Origin of the sequence: Rhodococcus sp. DMU1 (genome assembly GCF_012272955.1) — a bacterium.
Classification (GTDB): Bacteria; Actinomycetota; Actinomycetes; order Mycobacteriales; family Mycobacteriaceae; genus Rhodococcus; species Rhodococcus aetherivorans.
Map to the genome: position 1 here is coordinate 797,451 of NZ_CP050952.1, position 16,832 is coordinate 814,282.

At 72.4% G+C, this 16,832-nt stretch carries 15 protein-coding genes; 7 read left to right on the forward strand and 8 right to left on the reverse strand.

Annotated elements, in window-relative coordinates; all coding sequences use genetic code 11:
* Nucleotides 1–2: 2 nt before the first annotated feature.
* The 3 genes from dinB to HFP48_RS03710 form a co-directional block, all read right to left on the reverse strand.
* Nucleotides 3–1,250, reverse strand: coding sequence for a DNA polymerase IV (gene dinB / locus HFP48_RS03700; protein ID WP_065923078.1), 1,248 nt, complete (start codon nt 1,248–1,250; stop codon nt 3–5).
* Nucleotides 1,251–1,275: 25 nt separating this feature from the next.
* Nucleotides 1,276–2,694, reverse strand: coding sequence for a DNA repair protein RadA (radA, locus tag HFP48_RS03705; protein WP_168579033.1), 1,419 nt, complete (start codon nt 2,692–2,694; stop codon nt 1,276–1,278).
* A 92-nt stretch (nt 2,695–2,786) separates the two neighbouring features.
* Nucleotides 2,787–3,425, reverse strand: a complete 639-nt coding sequence (locus HFP48_RS03710; RefSeq protein WP_006947912.1) for a hypothetical protein — start codon at nt 3,423–3,425, stop codon at nt 2,787–2,789.
* Nucleotides 3,426–3,712: 287 nt separating this feature from the next.
* Between HFP48_RS03710 and carD the strand changes: the two genes are divergently transcribed.
* From carD to HFP48_RS03740, 6 genes are all read left to right on the forward strand, one after another.
* Complete coding sequence (gene carD, locus HFP48_RS03715) at nt 3,713–4,201, forward strand: RNA polymerase-binding transcription factor CarD (protein WP_003935974.1); 489 nt, start codon at nt 3,713–3,715, stop codon at nt 4,199–4,201.
* 27 nt (nt 4,202–4,228) lie between these two features.
* On the forward strand, nt 4,229–4,921 hold the full coding sequence (gene ispD / locus HFP48_RS03720) for a 2-C-methyl-D-erythritol 4-phosphate cytidylyltransferase (protein ID WP_006947915.1): 693 nt from the start codon (nt 4,229–4,231) through the stop codon (nt 4,919–4,921).
* The gene (ispF, locus tag HFP48_RS03725) at nt 4,922–5,398 is read left to right on the forward strand and encodes a 2-C-methyl-D-erythritol 2,4-cyclodiphosphate synthase (protein ID WP_029540770.1); all 477 of its coding nucleotides are present in this window, start codon (nt 4,922–4,924) and stop codon (nt 5,396–5,398) included.
* A gap of 11 nt (nt 5,399–5,409) precedes the next feature.
* A complete protein-coding gene (gene cysS, locus HFP48_RS03730; protein ID WP_029540772.1) occupies nt 5,410–6,804 on the forward strand; it encodes a cysteine--tRNA ligase in 1,395 nt (464 codons plus the stop codon).
* A complete protein-coding gene (rlmB, locus tag HFP48_RS03735; RefSeq protein ID WP_029540775.1) occupies nt 6,804–7,766 on the forward strand; it encodes a 23S rRNA (guanosine(2251)-2'-O)-methyltransferase RlmB in 963 nt (320 codons plus the stop codon). The genes cysS and rlmB overlap by 1 nt, the downstream gene beginning before the upstream one ends.
* Before the next feature lie 143 nt (nt 7,767–7,909).
* The gene (locus HFP48_RS03740; RefSeq protein ID WP_029540778.1) at nt 7,910–8,395 is read left to right on the forward strand and encodes a hypothetical protein; all 486 of its coding nucleotides are present in this window, start codon (nt 7,910–7,912) and stop codon (nt 8,393–8,395) included.
* A 12-nt stretch (nt 8,396–8,407) separates the two neighbouring features.
* On the opposite strand, the gene HFP48_RS03745 is transcribed toward HFP48_RS03740, so the two are convergent.
* Nucleotides 8,408–9,277 carry a biotin-dependent carboxyltransferase family protein gene (locus HFP48_RS03745; protein WP_168579034.1) on the reverse strand — a complete coding sequence of 290 codons (870 nt, stop codon included), beginning with the start codon at nt 9,275–9,277 and terminating at the stop codon, nt 8,408–8,410.
* Nucleotides 9,278–9,326: 49 nt separating this feature from the next.
* Nucleotides 9,327–9,758, reverse strand: coding sequence for an STAS domain-containing protein (locus HFP48_RS03750; protein WP_029540784.1), 432 nt, complete (start codon nt 9,756–9,758; stop codon nt 9,327–9,329).
* A 268-nt stretch (nt 9,759–10,026) separates the two neighbouring features.
* Here HFP48_RS03750 and HFP48_RS03755 point away from each other — a divergent pair, with 268 nt between their 5' ends.
* Nucleotides 10,027–11,292 (forward strand): MFS transporter, encoded by a 1,266-nt coding sequence (locus HFP48_RS03755; protein WP_168579035.1) that lies wholly within the window; start codon nt 10,027–10,029, stop codon nt 11,290–11,292.
* On the opposite strand, the gene HFP48_RS03760 is transcribed toward HFP48_RS03755, so the two are convergent.
* From HFP48_RS03760 to HFP48_RS03770, 3 genes are read right to left on the reverse strand one after another with little or no spacing between them, the layout of a single operon-like run.
* The gene (locus HFP48_RS03760) at nt 11,280–14,936 is read right to left on the reverse strand and encodes a hydantoinase B/oxoprolinase family protein (protein ID WP_102800432.1); all 3,657 of its coding nucleotides are present in this window, start codon (nt 14,934–14,936) and stop codon (nt 11,280–11,282) included. The two genes, HFP48_RS03755 and HFP48_RS03760, sit on opposite strands and share 13 nt — an antisense overlap.
* A 52-nt stretch (nt 14,937–14,988) precedes the next feature.
* Nucleotides 14,989–15,903 carry a metal ABC transporter permease gene (locus HFP48_RS03765; protein WP_006943426.1) on the reverse strand — a complete coding sequence of 305 codons (915 nt, stop codon included), beginning with the start codon at nt 15,901–15,903 and terminating at the stop codon, nt 14,989–14,991.
* Complete coding sequence (locus HFP48_RS03770; protein ID WP_202917110.1) at nt 15,900–16,712, reverse strand: ABC transporter ATP-binding protein; 813 nt, start codon at nt 16,710–16,712, stop codon at nt 15,900–15,902. Before HFP48_RS03770 ends, HFP48_RS03765 begins: the two co-directional genes overlap by 4 nt.
* Between the last annotated feature and the right edge of the window lie 120 nt (nt 16,713–16,832).

Below are 16,832 nucleotides of genomic sequence, written 5' to 3' on the forward strand. Positions count from 1 at the left end.
GGTCACTCCGGCAGGAGGGGCACGGCCGGGTGCGGACGCCGGCCGAGCAGCGAGGCCGACGTGAGCGCCCGCGTGCCGAACCGGCCGTGCACGTCGTCGAGCACGGCGTCCAACGCGTGGCGGTCGACGGGCGGATGGCCGGCCGCCGCACCGTCGGAGGCCGGTTCGTCGAACGGCAGCTCGAGCTGTTCGGTGTCCGCGGAGTCGAGATTCGACACGGCCACGCCGATCAGGGTCAGCCCCCGATCGGCGACCAGCGGCCCCGCTTGCGCCAGCAGTTCCCGCGCGGCGCCGAGGACGACGTCCGTCCGGGCGGTGGGTCCGCGCAGCGTGTGCGACCGCGTCACCCGCGTGTAGTCGGCGAAGCGCAGGCGCAGCACCACGGTGCGACCGGGCCGCCCGGCCGCGCGCATGCGGCCGGTGACCCGTTCCACCAGCATCCGCAGCGTCCCGTCGACCTTCTCGGGATCGTGTCCGGCGGCGCTGCGGGGCCGGCCGAGGGCGTGCTGCGCGCCCATGGACCGGCGCCGGTGGTGGGGGCGGACCGGTCTCGGATCGTGCCCGTGCGCGAGCGCATGCAGGTGACGTCCCATGGACGTGCCGAGCAGGGCGACGAGCTCGACCTCGCTCTCCCGCACCAGGTCGGCCACGCGACGGATGCCGTGCGCGTGCAGGGTCGCGGCGGTGACCTTGCCGACGCCCCACAGGCGTTCGACAGGCAGCGGGTGGAGGAACTCGAGTTCCCGGTCGGGAGGCACCACCAGCAGCCCGTCCGGCTTGGCGACGCCGCTCGCGACCTTCGCGAGGAACTTGGTCCGGGCCACCCCCACCGTGATCGGCAGCCCCACCTGTTCGGCGACGTCGCGCCGCAGCCGGGCCGCGATGTCGGCCGGGGTGCCGCCGATTCGCCACAGCCCGGCGACGTCGAGGAAGGCCTCGTCGATGGAAACGGCCTCGACGAGCGGCGTGGTCTGCTCGAATACCGTGAACACGGCGCGGCTGGCCTGCGCATACGCGTGCATGCGCGGAGGAACGACGATCGCCGCCGGGCACAGGGCGCGGGCGGCGCGCCCGGGCATGGCCGTCGCGACGCCGCAGGCCTTGGCCTCGTAACTGGCGGCGAGTACGACGCCACCCCCGCCCACGATCACGGGCCGGCCGCGCAGGCCCGGGTCGTCGCGCTGCTCGACGGATGCGTAGAACGAGTCGAGATCGGCGTGCAGGATGGTCGCGTGACCGGACACGAACACATGTTCGCATCCGGTTCCGACACGTCTACATGCCCAGCGCGGCGAGCGCCTGGCCGACGTTGCCGACCTCGATCGGATCCCCGTCGGAGGCCGGGGACCGCGACGTGCGGCCGCCCACCGGGGCCGCCGCGGGTTCGTGCGGCACGATCGCGCGGGTGAATCCGAGCCGCCCCGCCTCCGCGATGCGCCGCCCGACCCCGGTGACCCGGCGCACCTCGCCGGCGAGGCCGACCTCGCCGAGCAGCACCGTGCCCGGCGGCAGGGGGCGCTCACGTGCGGCCGACGCGACCGCCAGGGCCAGGGCCAGGTCCGCGGCCGGATCGGTGATGCGCATGCCGCCGACGGTCGAGGCATAGACGTCGCACTTGCCGAGCGGCAGCCGGCATCGCCGCTCGAGTACCGCCAGCACCATCGCGACCCGTGCCGCATCCAGGCCGCTGACCGCGCGCCGTGGTGCGGGGTTCTGCGTCGGCACCACCAGCGCCTGCAGTTCGCCGAGCAGCGGCCGCTTGCCGTCCATGGTGACGGTGACGGCCGTGCCGGCCACTTCCTCGGTCCGATGGTGCAGGAACAGGCCCGACGGGTCGCTGACACCGACGATGCCGCCCTCGGTCAGTTCGAAGCAGCCCACCTCGTCGGCGGCACCGAAGCGGTTCTTCACCCCCCGCACCATGCGCAGTGTGGAGTGCTTGTCGCCCTCGAAGTGCAGCACCACGTCGACCAGATGCTCGAGCGAACGCGGACCCGCCACCGCACCGTCCTTGGTGACGTGCCCGATGAGCAGCACCGGGACGCCGCTGGCCTTGGCGAGCGAGGTCAGCGCGCTGGTCACCGCCCGGACCTGGGTGACGCCGCCGGACACGCCCTCCACGTCGGCGGCGAGCATCGTCTGCACGGAGTCCACCACCAGCAGCGTCGGCTTGACCTGCTCGATGTGTCCGAAGATGGTCGCCAGATCCGACTCGGCGGCGAGGAAGACGCGTTCGTGCACCGAACCCGTGCGGTCGGCGCGCAACCGTACCTGTCCCGCCGATTCCTCCCCGGTGACGTAGAGGGCCCGGTCGTCGCTGCCGCGCCGCGCCCAGCGGTGGACCACCTCGAGCAGCAGGGTGGACTTGCCGACGCCGGGCTCCCCGGCGAGCAGCACCACCGAGCCGGGAACGACGCCGCCGCCGAGCACCCGGTCGAGTTCCTCGATGCCGGTGGGCTTCGCGTGGGTGGTCCGGCTGTCGACGAGGGTCAGCGGCGTGGCCGGGGTCGTGGGGAGAAGTGCCGCGGCCCCGGCGCGGGCGAGCGAGGTGCCGGGCCGCGACGCCATCGCGGCAGGCAGGGCCGGCGCCTCGTCCATCGAACCCCACGTCCCGCAGTCGGGGCAGCGGCCGACCCATTTCGCGACGGTGTGCCCGCAGTCGGTGCAGCGGTAGATCGACTTCGTCTTTGCCACCACGTCAGCCTAGGGCCGGGGGCCGACACGAGAACGGGGCCCGGGGCGAGCGGAGTGCTCGCCCCGGGCCCCGGGTGCCTCGGGGGTGCCGGTCAGTGACCCTCGCCCTCGACCGGCGACTTCTCGGAGACGTTGCGCTCGACGTCCGTGCCGGCGTCGACCGGGACCTGCATGGTGACGTCGCCGGCCTCGGCGAAGGTGAACGTGACCGGGATGGTCAGGCCGGGGCGCACGCCCTCCTTCAGTCCGGTGAGCTCGACCTGGGCCACGGACGGGGTGTCGGAGGACTCGGCGGCCTCGGCGGGACGCGGGGACTCGTCGGTCGCGGCTTCGGCGGTCGCGTCCTCGGCGAGGGTTTCACCGGTCAGGCCGGCCGAGATCGAGGCCTGCGGCTCGATGCGCAGGCCGGACACGCCGGTGGCGGAGGACGCGAAGTCGGTGGTGATGCGGGTCAGCTCGTCGGGGGTGGTCTCGCTCAGGTTGACCACGGTGAAGCCGAGCGCGGCCTTGCCGCCGGGTTCGAGGCTGTACTCTTCGGAGTCCGGGTAGATCACGTGCACGTTGCGCAGCGCGATGTTTCCGAGCTCGGCGCTGTTGCCGTTGACCGCGGCCACCTGGGTGGCGGTCTGGCTGATCTGACCGGCGCCGCAGGCGGACAGCGTGAGCGCCGCACCCGCGGCCAGGGCGAGAGCGGTCGCGACTCGGCGAGTCGGCGCTTTGGGAGCAGTCACGGGTTGTCCTCCACTCGAGTAAGGCTCGCAATCCACTAGGCAGAGTAGTAGTCGAAGGGCGCCGAGTCTGCGCCGGGGGCAGAAGTCGGGGCTTTCGTCCCGCTCGGGCCGCGTCCGCGGGGCTGCGAAGGGCCGCTCCGGGTGGTGTGTCGAACATCACCGGATGCACGTAACCGGTTGGCTGTCAAGTCCTACGCGCACGCGTCTGTGCCCCTGACCTGCGCCGTTGATGAGAGCCGGACGTAAGCACGTGTTAAACTCGAAGAATCGAAAGGGGCACGGGACACATGATTTTCAAGGTCGGAGATACCGTCGTATACCCCCATCACGGTGCGGCGCTGATCGAAGCTATCGAAACGCGCACCATCAAGGGTGAGCAGAAGGAATATCTGGTTCTGAAAGTCGCCCAGGGCGACCTGACGGTTCGGGTACCTGCGGATAATGCAGAATACGTCGGCGTTCGCGACGTGGTCGGGCAAGAAGGCCTCGACAAGGTTTTCCAGGTGCTGCGCGCACCGCACACCGAAGAGCCGACCAACTGGTCGCGGCGGTACAAGGCCAACCTCGAGAAGTTGGCCTCCGGAGACGTGAACAAGGTCGCCGAGGTCGTGCGTGACCTGTGGCGGCGGGAGCAGGACCGCGGCCTGTCCGCAGGTGAGAAGCGGATGCTGGCCAAGGCGCGGCAGATCCTCGTCGGCGAGCTCGCGCTCGCGGAGGGCACGGACGACGTCAAGGCCGACAGCCTGCTCGACGAGGTGCTCGCCGCCGCTTCCTGAGCGGCCGCGCGAACTGCAGAATTACAGATGAGCGATCGCAACGGGCCGGTCGTCGGAATCATTCCGGCGGCCGGCCGTGGTGTACGTCTGGGCGAATCGCTGCCCAAGGCGTTCGTCGAACTCGACGGGCGCACGATGCTGGACCGGGCAGTGGAGGCCATGCTGGCCTCGGCGGTGGTCGACCGCGTGGTCGTGGTGGTGCCGCCGGAGCTGGTGGCGTCCGTCGCGGCCACGGCGCCGGCGCGGGTGTGCGTGGTGGCGGGCGGCGCGGAGCGCACCGATTCGGTGCGCGCCGGGCTGGCGGCGGCGGAGGACGCCGCCTACGTCCTGGTGCACGACGCCGCACGCGCCCTCACTCCGCCGCGGTTGTTCGCCCGGATCGTGGTGGAACTGCGCGGCGGACGGTCCGCGGTGATCCCCGTGCTGCCGGTCGCGGACACCGTCAAGAGCGTCGACCGCGACGGCCGTGTCACCGGCACCCCCGACCGGTCCGTCCTCCGGGCGGTACAGACCCCGCAGGGATTCGAGGCCGGCCTGCTGCGCCGCGCCAACGCCGGCGCCGGGGACGCGACCGACGACGCCGGTCTCGTCGAGCGCCTCGGCGAGGGCGTGTACACCGTCCCGGGCGAACCGCTCGCCTTCAAGATCACCACACCGCTCGATCTGGTCCTGGCCCGTGCCGTGCTCGCGGCCGGGGCCCCCGTCGGACAGGAGAGCTGAGTGCGCGTCGGGATCGGAACCGATGTCCATCCGATCGAGCCCGGACGGCCGTGCTGGCTGGCCGGTCTGCTGTTCGAGGACGCCGACGGGTGTGCGGGGCATTCGGACGGTGACGTCGCGGCCCACGCGCTGTGCGACGCCCTGCTCTCCGCGGCCGGCCTCGGCGACCTCGGTTCCGTCTTCGGCACCGGCCGGCCGGAGATGCACGGCGCGAGCGGTGCGGCCATGCTCGCCGAGGTGCGGCGCCTGCTCGACGGCGGGGGCTTCGCGATCGGGAATGCCGCCGTCCAGGTGATCGGGAACAGGCCCAGGATCGGTCCCCGCCGCGACGAGGCGCAGCGGGTGCTGTCCGAGGCGCTCGGGGCGCCGGTGTCGGTGTCGGCGACGACGACGGACGGCCTCGGCCTGACCGGGCGCGGCGAGGGCGTCGCGGCCGTCGCGACGGCACTCGTATTTTCGCGCGACGACGACCGGTAGGATGGCCGGTCGTGACCTTGCGCTTGTTCGACACCGAATCGCGGGCCGTGCGGGATTTCGTTCCGCTGGTCCCCGGCCGGGCTTCGGTGTACCTCTGTGGCGCGACGGTCCAGGGTGAGCCCCACATCGGTCATGTGCGCAGCGGCGTCGCCTTCGACGTGCTGCGGCGCTGGCTCATGGCGAAGGGCCTGGATGTCGCCTTTGTGAGAAACGTCACAGACATCGACGACAAGATTCTGCGCAAGGCCACCGAGGCGGGCCGGCCCTGGTGGGAGTGGAAGACGACCTACGAGCGGGCCTTCGCCCGCGCCTACGACCAGCTCGGTGTGCTGCCGCCGTCGGTGGAGCCTCGCGCGACGGGTCACGTCACCCAGATGGTCGAGCTGATGCAGCGCCTGATCGACGCCGGGCATGCCTACGCGGCCGACGGGAACGTCTATTTCGACGTGCTCAGCTACCCCGAGTACGGCCGGCTGTCGGGCCACCGGATCGACGACGTCCATCAGGGGGAGAGCGCGGGCAGCGGCAAGCGGGATCCGCGGGACTTCACCCTGTGGAAGGCGGCGAAGCCGGGCGAGCCGTCGTGGCCGACGCCGTGGGGCCGCGGCCGCCCGGGCTGGCACCTCGAGTGCTCCGCGATGGCCGAGTACTACCTCGGCGAGTCCTTCGACATCCACTGCGGCGGAATGGATCTCGTCTTCCCGCACCACGAGAACGAGATCGCCCAGGCCAAGGCCGCCGGCGACGGGTTCGCGCGGTACTGGCTGCACAACGGCTGGGTCACGATGGGCGGCGAGAAGATGTCCAAGTCGCTCGGCAACGTGCTGTCCATCCCGAACGTGCTCGCCCGGGTGCGGCCCCAGGAGCTGCGGTACTACCTGGGCAGTGCCCACTACCGGTCCATGCTCGAATACTCCGACGCCGCGCTGCACGAGGCGGCGGCCGGGTACCGCGGCCTCGAGGCGTTCGTCCTCAAGACCCGGGACCGGGCCGGCGACATCCCGGTAGGAACGTGGACCGAGGAGTTCGCCGCGGCGCTCGACGACGATCTCGGCGTCCCGAAGGCGCTCGCCGAGATCCACGGCCGGCGCAGCGAGGGCAACAAGGCGCTCGACGCCGGCGACCTGGACACCGCGGTGCACATCGCCGCGCAGGTACGCGCCATGCTCGGCATCCTGGGGGTGGACCCGCTCGACCCGCACTGGGCCGAGGTGGCCGGCCGCGACTCGGCGGCCCTCGAGGCCCTCGAGGTGCTGGTGGCTGCCGAACTCGACCGCCGGCAGGCGGCGCGGGCCGCGAAGAACTGGGCGCTCGCCGACGAGGTGCGCGATCGATTGACGGCGGCGGGCATCGAGGTGACCGATACGCCGAACGGACCCGAGTGGTCCCTGAAAGCAGGGCAGTGATGGCTGGAAATTCTCAGCGACGAGGTGCGGTCCGCAAGGGCGGCACCAAGAAGGGCCAGGTCGTCGGGTCCGGCGGGCAGCGCCGCCGCGGCCTCGAGGGCCGCGGTGCCACCCCCAAGGCCGAGGACCGGCCGTACCATCCCGCCGCGCGGCGCGCCCGCGCCGCGGCGAAGGCCGCCGACAAGCGCGGCCGCAGCACCGCCGGCCGCAAGGGCGAGGACGGGCCGGAGATGGTGCTCGGCCGCAACCCGGTCGTGGAGTGCCTGCGCGCGGATGTTCCCGCGACGGCGCTGTACGTCGCGGTCGGCGCCGAGGCGGACGAACGCCTCAAGGAGGCCGTGCAGCGGGCCGGGGACGCGGGCATCTCGATCCTCGAGGTTCCGCGCGGCGAGCTCGACCGTCTCACCGCCAACGGCATGCACCAGGGCATCGGGTTGCAGGTCCCGCCGTACCGCTACGCCCATCCGGACGACCTGCTGGCCGTCGCCCACGACCACCACGAGCGGCCGCTGCTGGTGGCCCTCGACAACATCACCGATCCGCGGAACCTCGGCGCGGTGATCCGGTCGGTGGCCGCGTTCGGCGGGCACGGCGTGCTGATCCCGCAGCGGCGCAGCGCCGCGGTCACGGCGGTGGCGTGGCGGACCAGCGCGGGTGCCGCGGCGCGCCTCCCCGTCGCCCGGGCGACGAACCTGACGCGCACCCTCAAGGAGTGGCAGTCCCGGGGCGTCCGGGTCGTCGGGCTGGATGCGGGGGGCGACACCAGCCTCGACGAGTTCGACGGCACCGATCCGGTGGTGATCGTCGTCGGCTCCGAGGGCAAGGGACTGTCGCGCCTGGTCCGCGAGACGTGCGACTCGATCCTGTCGATCCCGATGGCCGGCGACGTGGAGTCGCTCAACGCGTCCGTCGCCGCCGGCGTCGTCCTCGCGGACATCGCGCGTCAGCGCCGCCTGCAGTAGTCCCGGATCCGCGCCGACGGTCGGCCGCGACACCCATCGAGGTGGCGGCCGACCGGGGACCACGCGGCCGGATGTTCCGGGGAACGGTTCCGTCCCCGACTGCGTCGAATCGGGTAGAGCGATCGACCGCGGACGGGGGACACATGGCACATCGAACCGAATTCACCGGACGGATCGAGATCGATCCTCCGCTGAACCGGCAGGAGATCGACTTTCTCGTCGCGTTCGCCGGCCCGGCGAGTGGCCCGCACCGGTCGCCCGCCGACGGACTGCCCAGGCGGGGGCGCCCGCTGTCGTGGTGCCAGTGGGTGCCCACCGCCGACGGCACCGCACTCGGCTGGAACGGCGGCGACTGCTTCTACTTCTACACGGAGTGGCTGGCCTACCTGATCGACACCTTCCTCTCGCGCCGGGCGCGGTTGCGCCGCGCGTCGCGGGGCCCGCGTGCGACGGTCCCGGCCGGATGCACGGGTTTCACGTTCGACCACGTGCTCGACGGCACGGTCGACGTCCGCACGCCGGCCGGCACGTTGCGACGAATCACCGTGCGGGACAATCGCGTCGAGGAACACCTCGTTGCGGGCCCGGGCCTCGCGGTCCGGTCGTCGAGCGATGCGGCGGTGTCCTGACCGGTCGCGGGGTCACCGCGTGAGGGTGGCGACGAACCGCACCCGGTGCCCCGGCTCGAGCTGCGCGGCGACGGGAAGATCGGCGGGCACGACGACGGCGATCACCGGGTGGTCGCCGACGACGGGGTGGTCGGCCAGGAACAGGATGGGGTTGCCGTCCGGGGGAACCTGCACCGAGCCCGCGACGGTCGGCTCCGGGCGGTCGGTCCCGCCCCGCGCGAGATGCAGCCTGCCCGGGCCGTGCAACCGGATCCCGACGCGGTCCAGTTGCGGCGTCACGGTCCACGTCTCGTGCAGCAGCGCGTGCACCGAACCGGCGCTGAACACCTCGGAGTGCCGGCTCAGACGCACACGCAGCATCGCCGGATCCTCGATCGGGGCCGGCGGCGGGATCTGCTCCTCGATGGGCAGCTCGCCCGCCAGGGTGCCGACCGGGAGCCGGTCGCCGTCCCTGATCGGGGCGGGGCCGGTCCCGGTCAGGGTGTCGGTGGATCGGCTGCCGTGGGTCTCGGGCACGTCGATTCCGCCGCGCACCGCCAGGTACGAGCGCAGCCCCCTCGACGGGCTGCCCAGCGCCAGCACGTCACCGTCGTCCAGCTTCAGCATCGCGTAGTCGGCCTCGGGGTGGCCGTCGACGGTCACCGGCACGCGGGCGCCCGTCACCGCGACGACGTTCTCGCCGATGCTGCGCACGGTCAGCCCGCCGGCGGCGACCTCGAGGGTCGCGGCGGCGGGCTCGTTGCCGACCAGCCGGTTGGCGGCGGCGTGCGCCGCGCGGTCGGCGGCGCCGGACGTGCCCAGCCCGTGGTCCCCGTGTTCCGGCCGGCCGCGGTCCTGGACGGTGGTGAACATCCCGCTGTGGACGACTTCGAGCCCCTGCATGGGGAAATTGTCCCCGGAACCGCGGGGGTGCCGGGGGCGTCTTCGCGAATCAGCTCGCCGCGGAGCAGGGCGGTTCGACGGCGGTGACCAGCGGGCCGCCGGCCGGAACCAGGGAGCCGACGGCCGAATCGAGGTTGTCGTGCAGATTCAGGCGGGAGCGGACCCCGGCCGCGGCGATCGTCCGGCGGACGCGTCCTGCCGGGGCGACGACGGCGACGGTGCCGGGATGGGCGGAGGTCGCGCGCAGGAGGATCGTGAGGCCCACCGCGCCGAAGAAGGTGACGCCGCCCATGTCGGCGACGAGGGCACGGCCGCGATGGGCGTTGTCGAGCGCGGAGCGCAGCAGGTGCGCGGTGGTCATGTCGATCTCGCCGGCGACCGAGAGCACGGCGTATCCGGCACGTTCCGACAGGGTGGCTCCGAAGGCCGGCGACGGTGCGGGGGAATCGGACGGAGTCTCGGGAGTAGTGGGGTCGATCATCGGCACGAACCTTTCGCTCGGGATGTCTCGACGCCGTGGATCCGACGCTGTTTCGCAAAAGCAAGCATGTCGCAGTTCGATAACGGCCCAGGACCGCGCTCCATAGCGAAATGATCTCGAAAAGATAGCGATGAGATAACGGAGACGGGAAAGGCCTGGCAGAGGAGGGGACCGGACTGCGCGGAACCGGCCGCTTCGCCGCCCGAAAATCGCTCGTGCCGGCCGCCGTGCTCCTGCTAGCGTCGCGGCACCGCCTCCTCCCGAGTGAATGCCGACCGCCGTGACCACCCTCGACCTGACCACCCGCCGCTTCGCGCCGCTGATCCTCCTCAACGTCGCCACCCTGCTGTCCGCCACCGGCAACGGCATCGTAGTCGTCGCGCTGCCGTGGCTGGTGCTCGAGCAGACCGGCCGGGCCACCGACGCGGCGATCGTCGCGGGCGCGGCCACCGTGCCGCTGCTGCTGGCAAGCCTGCTCACCGGCACCGTCGTCGACCGGTTCGGCCGGCGGCGCACCGCCGTGGTCTCGGATGCCCTCTCGGCGCTGTCGGTCGCGACGATCCCCGTGCTCGCGGCCACCGTCGGACTCTCGGTGCCCCTGCTCGCCGCACTCGCGGCGCTCGGTGCCGTGTTCGACCCGGCGGGCATCTCGGCGCGGGAGTCGATGCTGCCGGCGGCGACCCGCGCCGCCGGGTGGTCGCTGGACCGTGTCAACAGCCTCTACGAGGCGAACTACAACCTCGCCTACCTGATCGGACCGGGTGTCGGCGGTGTCCTCATCGCGGCGGTCGGTCCCGAGAACACCCTGTGGGTGACGTCGGCGTGCTTCGTGCTCTCCCTCGTCACCGTCGCCTTCCTCCGGCTCGAGCACGCCGGCCGGCCCGACCGGGCCACCCGGCCCGCCTCGCTGTGGGCCGGCACCCTCGAGGGGCTGCGGTTCGTGTGGCGCGACCGGTTGCTGCGCACGCTCGCGCTGGTCGACATGGTCATCATGGCGCTGTTCCTGCCGATCGAGTCGGTGCTGCTGCCCGCCTACTTCACCGGCCTGGACGCACCCGCTCAGCTCGGCTGGGTGCTGATGTCGCTGAGCATCGGTGGCCTGGTGGGTGCCCTGGCCTACGGCGCCTTCGCACCGCGCCTGCGGCGCCGCACCCTGATGCTCGTCGCGGTCACGGTGCTGGGCGCGGCGACGACCGGCATGGCGTTCCTGCCGCCGCTGGGGGTCCTCGTGCTGCTGGGCATCCTCATCGGCCTGGTGTTCGGCCCGGTGGGGCCGATCGGGAACTGGGCCATGCAGACCCGCAGCCCGGAGCACATGCGCGGCCGCGTCGTCGGTGTGATGACCTCGACCGCGTACGCGGCGGGCCCGGTCGGGATCCTGGTCGCCGGGCCCCTGATCGACGCGGCGGGTGTGCGGACGACGTTCTTCGCGTTGGCCGTGCCGATGATGTTCGTCGCCGCGGTGTGTTTCGCGCTGCCCGTCCTGCGGGAACTGGATCCCACCCCGGAGTCCCGTGCGGCCTACCGGCCGTAGCCGCCCCCGCCCGGCGTCTCGACCACGAGCACGTCACCGATCCCGACCTCGACGGAGTCGCAGCCGGCCATGTGGGTGACGGCGCCGTCGGCGCGCTCGATGCGGTTGCTGCCCAGCGCTCCCGGCTCGCCCCCGGCCATCCCGTACGGCGGCACGCGCCGGTGCCCGGAGAGTGTGCTGACGGTCATCGGCTCGAGGAACCGGAGCCGGCGCACGGCGCCGTCGCCGCCGCGCCACCGGCCGCCGCCCCCGCTGCCGTGACGAATCGTGAAGGCCTCCAGCAACACCGGAAGGCGCCACTCCAGTACCTCCGGATCGGTGAGCCGCGAGTTCGTCATGTGGGTCTGCACCACCGACGTCCCGTCGAACCCCTCGCCGGCGCCCGACCCGGAGCCGAGCGTCTCGTAGTACTGGTATCGCGCGTTGCCGAAGGTGACGTTGTTCATCGTGCCGGCGCCCTCGGCCTGCACCCGCAGCGCCGCGTAGAGCGCGCCGGTGACGGCCTGCGACGTCTCGACGTTGCCCGCGACGACGGCGGCGGGGAACTCGGGGGCGAGCATCGACCCGTCGGGGACGACGATGTGCAACGGACGCAGGCACCCGTCGTTGAGGGGGATGTCGTCGGCGACGAGCGTGCGGAAGACGTACAGCGCCGCGGCCCGCGTGACGGACGAGGGCGCGTTGAAGTTCGACGCGAGTTGCGGTGACGTGCCGGTGAAGTCGATCGTCGCCGAGCGCGCCCGCCGGTCGACGGTGACCCGCACCGCGATCACCGCACCGGAGTCCATCTCGTAGCGGTACTCGCCGTCGTGGAGGCGGTCGACGACGCGGCGCACCTCCTCCTCGGCGTTGTCCTGCACGTGGCGCATGTAGGCCTGGACGACGTCGAGACCGAAGTGGTCGATCATCCGGCCCACCTCGACCACCCCGCGGGCGTTGGCCGCGATCTGTGCGCGCAGGTCCGCGAGGTTGGTGTCCGGGTTCCGGGACGGGTACGGGCCGCCGGTGAGCAGCGCGCGGGTGTCGGCCTCCCGGAAGGTTCCGTTCTCGACGAGCAGCCAGTTGTCGAACAGCACGCCCTCCTCGCGGATGTCGTGGCTGCCGGAGGGCATGGAACCCGGTGTCGATCCGCCTATTTCGGCGTGGTGACCACGGGAGGCGACGAAGAAGAGGATGTGCTCGCCGGACCCGTCCGGCCCGGGGCCGAAGACCGGCGTGATCACCGTGACGTCCGGCAGGTGGGTACCCCCGTGGTACGGGTCGTTGACCGCGTACACGTCACCCGGCTTCATCGACCCGTGCCGGCGGCGCACCACCTCCTGCACGCTCGTGCCCATCGAGCCGAGATGGACGGGGATGTGTGGCGCGTTCGCGATCAGGTTTCCGTCCGGATCGAACAGCGCGCACGAGAAGTCCAGGCGCTCCTTGATGTTCACCGACTGCGCGGTGGATTCGAGGGTGGTGCCCATCTGCTCGGCGATCGACATGAACAGGTTGTTGAAGATCTCGAGCATCACCGGGTCGGCGTGGGTGCTCACCGCGGTGTCGTCGTGGGCGTGCACCCGGGTGAGCACGAGATGGCCCTGCTCCGACATCGTCGCCGCCCAGCCGGCCTCGACGACGGTGGTCGAGTTGTCCTCCGCGACGATTGCCGGGCCGGCCACGGCGTCGCCGGGGGAGAGGTGTTCGCGGCGGTGCAGGGGGGCATCGCGCCACGCGCCGTCGACGAACATCCGGACGGTGCCGCGCGGCGGGCGGGTGGGCTCGGGTGCGCCGCTGTCGTCGCTGCGGCCGCGTCCGAGCCCGGACAGGTCGGGCCGGCGCGTCGCCCCGACGGCCTCGACCGCGACGGCATCGACGATCAGCGGACGGTCCATGAGGAAGGAGTAGGTGCGCCGGTGCACGGCCTCGAACTCCGCGGTCATCGTCGCCGGGTCGGCGAGCGCGACGGGCACGGACGTGTCGGTGCCGTCGTAGCGCAGGTGCGCCCGGAAGGCCACGTCGATGCGTTCGGGGGGCACGTCCTCGTCGAGCAGTTCCGCGCGCGCCGCGGCCTCGAGTTCGGCGGCGACGTCGCGCAGCCGCGGCATCGCCTCGGCGTTCAGTTCGACGACGACGGACTGCTCGCGCATCGCGGTGGTGTCCGCGAGACCCATGCCGAGCGCGGACAGGACACCGGCCAGCGGCGGCACGAGGACGGTCCGGATGCCGAGCGAGTCGGCCACCGCGCAGGCATGCTGCCCGCCGGCGCCGCCGAAGGTCGTCAACGCGTACTCGGTGACGTCGTGTCCCTTCTGCACCGAGATGCGCTTGACGGCGTTGGCCATGTTCGCCACCGCGATCTGCAGGAAGCCGGCGGCGACCTCCTCGGGGCTGCGGTCGTCGCCGGTCGCCTCGCGGATCTCGGCGGCCAGGGCGGCGAACCGGGCCCGCACCGTCTCGTCGTCCAGCGGTTGGTCGCCGCCGGGACCGAACACGTGCGGGAAGTGCGCGGGCTGCACGCGGCCGAGCATGACGTTGGCGTCGGTGACGGTGAGCGGGCCGCCGCCGCGGTAGCAGGCCGGCCCGGGGTCGGCGCCGGCGGAATCGGGCCCCACCCGGTACCGGCTGCCGTCGAAGTGCAGGATCGAGCCGCCGCCGGCGGCGACGGTGTGGATGTCCATCATGGGGGCGCGCAACCGCACCCCGGCGACGACGGTGTGGAAGACGCGCTCGTATTCCCCGGCGAAGTGCGACACGTCCGTCGACGTGCCGCCCATGTCGAACCCGATCACCTTGTCGAACCCGGCCAGCGCCGACATCCGGCTCATGCCGACGATGCCCCCGGCAGGACCGGAGAGGATCGCGTCCTTGCCGCGGAAGTGCATCGCCTCGGTGAGCCCGCCGTTGGACTGCATGAACATCAGCCGCACGCCCGGCAGTTCCTCGGCCACGCGGTCCACGTAGTGGCGGAGCACGGGCGAGAGGTACGCGTCGACGACGGTGGTGTCGCCGCGCGGCACCAGCTTCATCAGCGGGCTGGCGACCGCGGACAGCGAGATCTGCCCGAAGCCGAGACGCTCGGCGAGCTCACCGATCGCGTGCTCGTGCTGCGGGTACAGGTGGCTGTGCATGCACACCACGGCGACGGAGTCGATGCCGTCGTCGCGCACCTGCCTCAGGTCCCGCTCGAGCCGGTCGAGGTCGGGGGCACGCAGCACCGTGCCGTCGGCCCGGATGCGTTCGTCGACCTCGAGCACCCGCTCGTACAGCAGCTCGGGCAGCACGATGTTGCGCTCGAAGATCCGCGGCCGGTTCTGGTAGCCGATGCGCAGCGCGTCCCGGAAACCGGCGGTGATCACCAGGGCGGTCCGGTCGCCCTTGCGCTCGAGCAGTGCGTTGGTCGCGACGGTGGTGCCCATGCGCACCTGCTCGACGAGGTCGGCGGTGACGGGTTCGCCGGCGGGCACCCCGAGCAGCTCCCGGATCCCGGCGACGGCCGCGTCCCGATACCGGGACGGGTTCTCCGACAACAGCTTGTGGGTGACCAGGGCACCGTCGGGCCGGCGGGCGACGACATCGGTGAAGGTGCCGCCGCGGTCCACCCAGAACTCCCAGCGCCCGGGTGTCCGGTCTCGTTCGCTCGCCTGCTCCGCTGTCGCCATGACAGCAGGTTAGCCACCGCGTGCGGGACGGCCCAGACCGCCGCACCCGGGCTCAGGCGGTGACGGCCGCGGCCCTGTCCGGGGCCGGCGCGGGCGCTCTGCGTCCGGTGCCGCGCCGGGTGCGGGCCGCGCCGATTCCGCGGCACACGAGATAGATGACGAACGCGATCGCCGTGATGAACGCCGAGACCGGCACGCCGGGCGCGAGGGCGAGCAGGATCCCACCGACCGCGGAGACCTCCGCGAAGATCACGGCCAGCACCGTCGCGGCGAGCGGGCCGCCGGCCACCCGGGACGCCGCGGCGGCCGGGGTGATGAGCAGCGCCATCACCAGCAGGGCCCCGACGATCTGCACGCCGAGGGCGGCGGTGATTCCGACCAGCACGGCGAAGACGATGGACAGCGCCCGCACCGGCACCCCGCGCGCGGCGGCGACCTCGGGGTCGGTGCTGGCGAACAGCAGCGGGCGGTAGATGACCAGCATGGTGCCGATGACGCCGACGGCGCAGGCGGCGAGCAGCGCGATGCCCGTGCCACCCGGCGCGACGATCTGGCCGGTGAGGAGGGAGAACGCGGCGCCGGTGCGGCCGTCGTAGGCCCACAGCAACAGCACGGCCAGACCGAGCCCGAACGCCATGACGACGCCGATGACGGAATCGCGTTCACGGGCGCGGGTGCCGAGGACACCGAAGAGGATGGCCGCCACCACCGCCCCCAGCACGGCGCCGAGCCCCACGGAGACGCCGATGATCAGGGCCGCGGCGGCACCGGTGAGCGAGAGCTCGGAGGTGCCGTGCACGGAGAATGCCATCTGACGGCTGATCACCAGCGGCCCGATCACGCCCGCGAGCAGGCCGAGGATCGCGCCGGCCAGCAGGGCCTGCTGCACGAAGTCGTACTGGAGCAGGTCGACGGTGGCCTGCACGTCGAACATCCGGCCCATCGCGTCGGTGAACTTGCTGCTCAATGCTGATCCTCGTGATGGTCGTGGTGGACGCCCTCGCCGGGGCGCAGCCCGCCGGCGCTGCCGAGCGCGTCGATGGCGTCGCCGGTGCCGACGACGACGAGACGGCCGCGGATCTCGAGGACCTCGACGTCGGTGCGGTACAGCTCGGAGAGCACCTCGGAGGTCATCACCTCGGCGGGGGTGCCGATGCGGAACTGCCCGTCGACGAGATACAGCACGCGGTCCACCAGAGGCAGGATCGGGTTGATCTCGTGGGTGACGAACAGGACGGCGGTGCCGTGTTCGCGGCGACGACGGTCGATGAGGGACGACACGAGGTGCTGGTTGGCCAGGTCGAGACTGAGCAGCGGTTCGTCGCAGAGCATGACCCGCGGGTCGCCGACGAGGGCCTGCGCGATGCGCAGCCGCTGCTGTTCGCCGCCGGAGAGGGATCCGATCGGGGCGTTGGCGTAGGTTTCGGCGCCGACCTGCCGGATCGCGGCGTCGACGGCGCTGCGGCGGGTCTTCCAGTAGCGCAGGCCGGTGCCCCAGCGATGGCCGTCCACGCCGAGCCCGACGAGGTCGCGGCCGCGCAGGGGCACGCCCTCGTCGAGCGACTTCTGCTGCGGCACGTAGCCGACGTGCGAGTTGCCCGTGCGGGCGGGCGCGCCGGCGATCGTGGCGGTGCCACCGCTGAGGGGTAGCTGACCGAGCAGGACCTTCAGCAGCGTCGACTTGCCCGCCCCGTTGGGGCCGAGCACCGCGACGAACTCGCCGGGCTCGACGGTGAGATCGAGGCCCCGCCACAGGACGCGGTCGCCGAAGGCCATGCGGGCGTCGCGGAGCTCGACCGCGGCGGTGCGGCCGGCGGGCGTCGCGGGCGCGCTCGGTGCCGCGGCGGTGCCGCCCGGTGTGACGTCGGCCGGTGTGGTCACGGGAGTGATGTCCTT

What these genes read in the sequence shown, in the direction of transcription:
- carD (WP_003935974.1), top strand. Translation starts at nt 3,713, where the DNA reads ATGATTTTCAAGGTCGGAGATACCGTCGTATACCCCCATCACGGTGCG.
- ispD (WP_006947915.1), top strand. Translation starts at nt 4,229, where the DNA reads ATGAGCGATCGCAACGGGCCGGTCGTCGGAATCATTCCGGCGGCCGGC.
- rlmB (WP_029540775.1), top strand. Translation starts at nt 6,804, where the DNA reads ATGGCTGGAAATTCTCAGCGACGAGGTGCGGTCCGCAAGGGCGGCACC.
- HFP48_RS03740 (WP_029540778.1), top strand. Translation starts at nt 7,910, where the DNA reads ATGGCACATCGAACCGAATTCACCGGACGGATCGAGATCGATCCTCCG.
- HFP48_RS03745 (WP_168579034.1), bottom strand. Translation starts at nt 9,277, where the DNA reads ATGCAGGGGCTCGAAGTCGTCCACAGCGGGATGTTCACCACCGTCCAG.
- HFP48_RS03750 (WP_029540784.1), bottom strand. Translation starts at nt 9,758, where the DNA reads ATGATCGACCCCACTACTCCCGAGACTCCGTCCGATTCCCCCGCACCG.
- HFP48_RS03755 (WP_168579035.1), top strand. Translation starts at nt 10,027, where the DNA reads ATGCCGACCGCCGTGACCACCCTCGACCTGACCACCCGCCGCTTCGCG.
- HFP48_RS03760 (WP_102800432.1), bottom strand. Translation starts at nt 14,936, where the DNA reads ATGGCGACAGCGGAGCAGGCGAGCGAACGAGACCGGACACCCGGGCGC.
- HFP48_RS03770 (WP_202917110.1), bottom strand. Translation starts at nt 16,712, where the DNA reads ATGGCCTTCGGCGACCGCGTCCTGTGGCGGGGCCTCGATCTCACCGTC.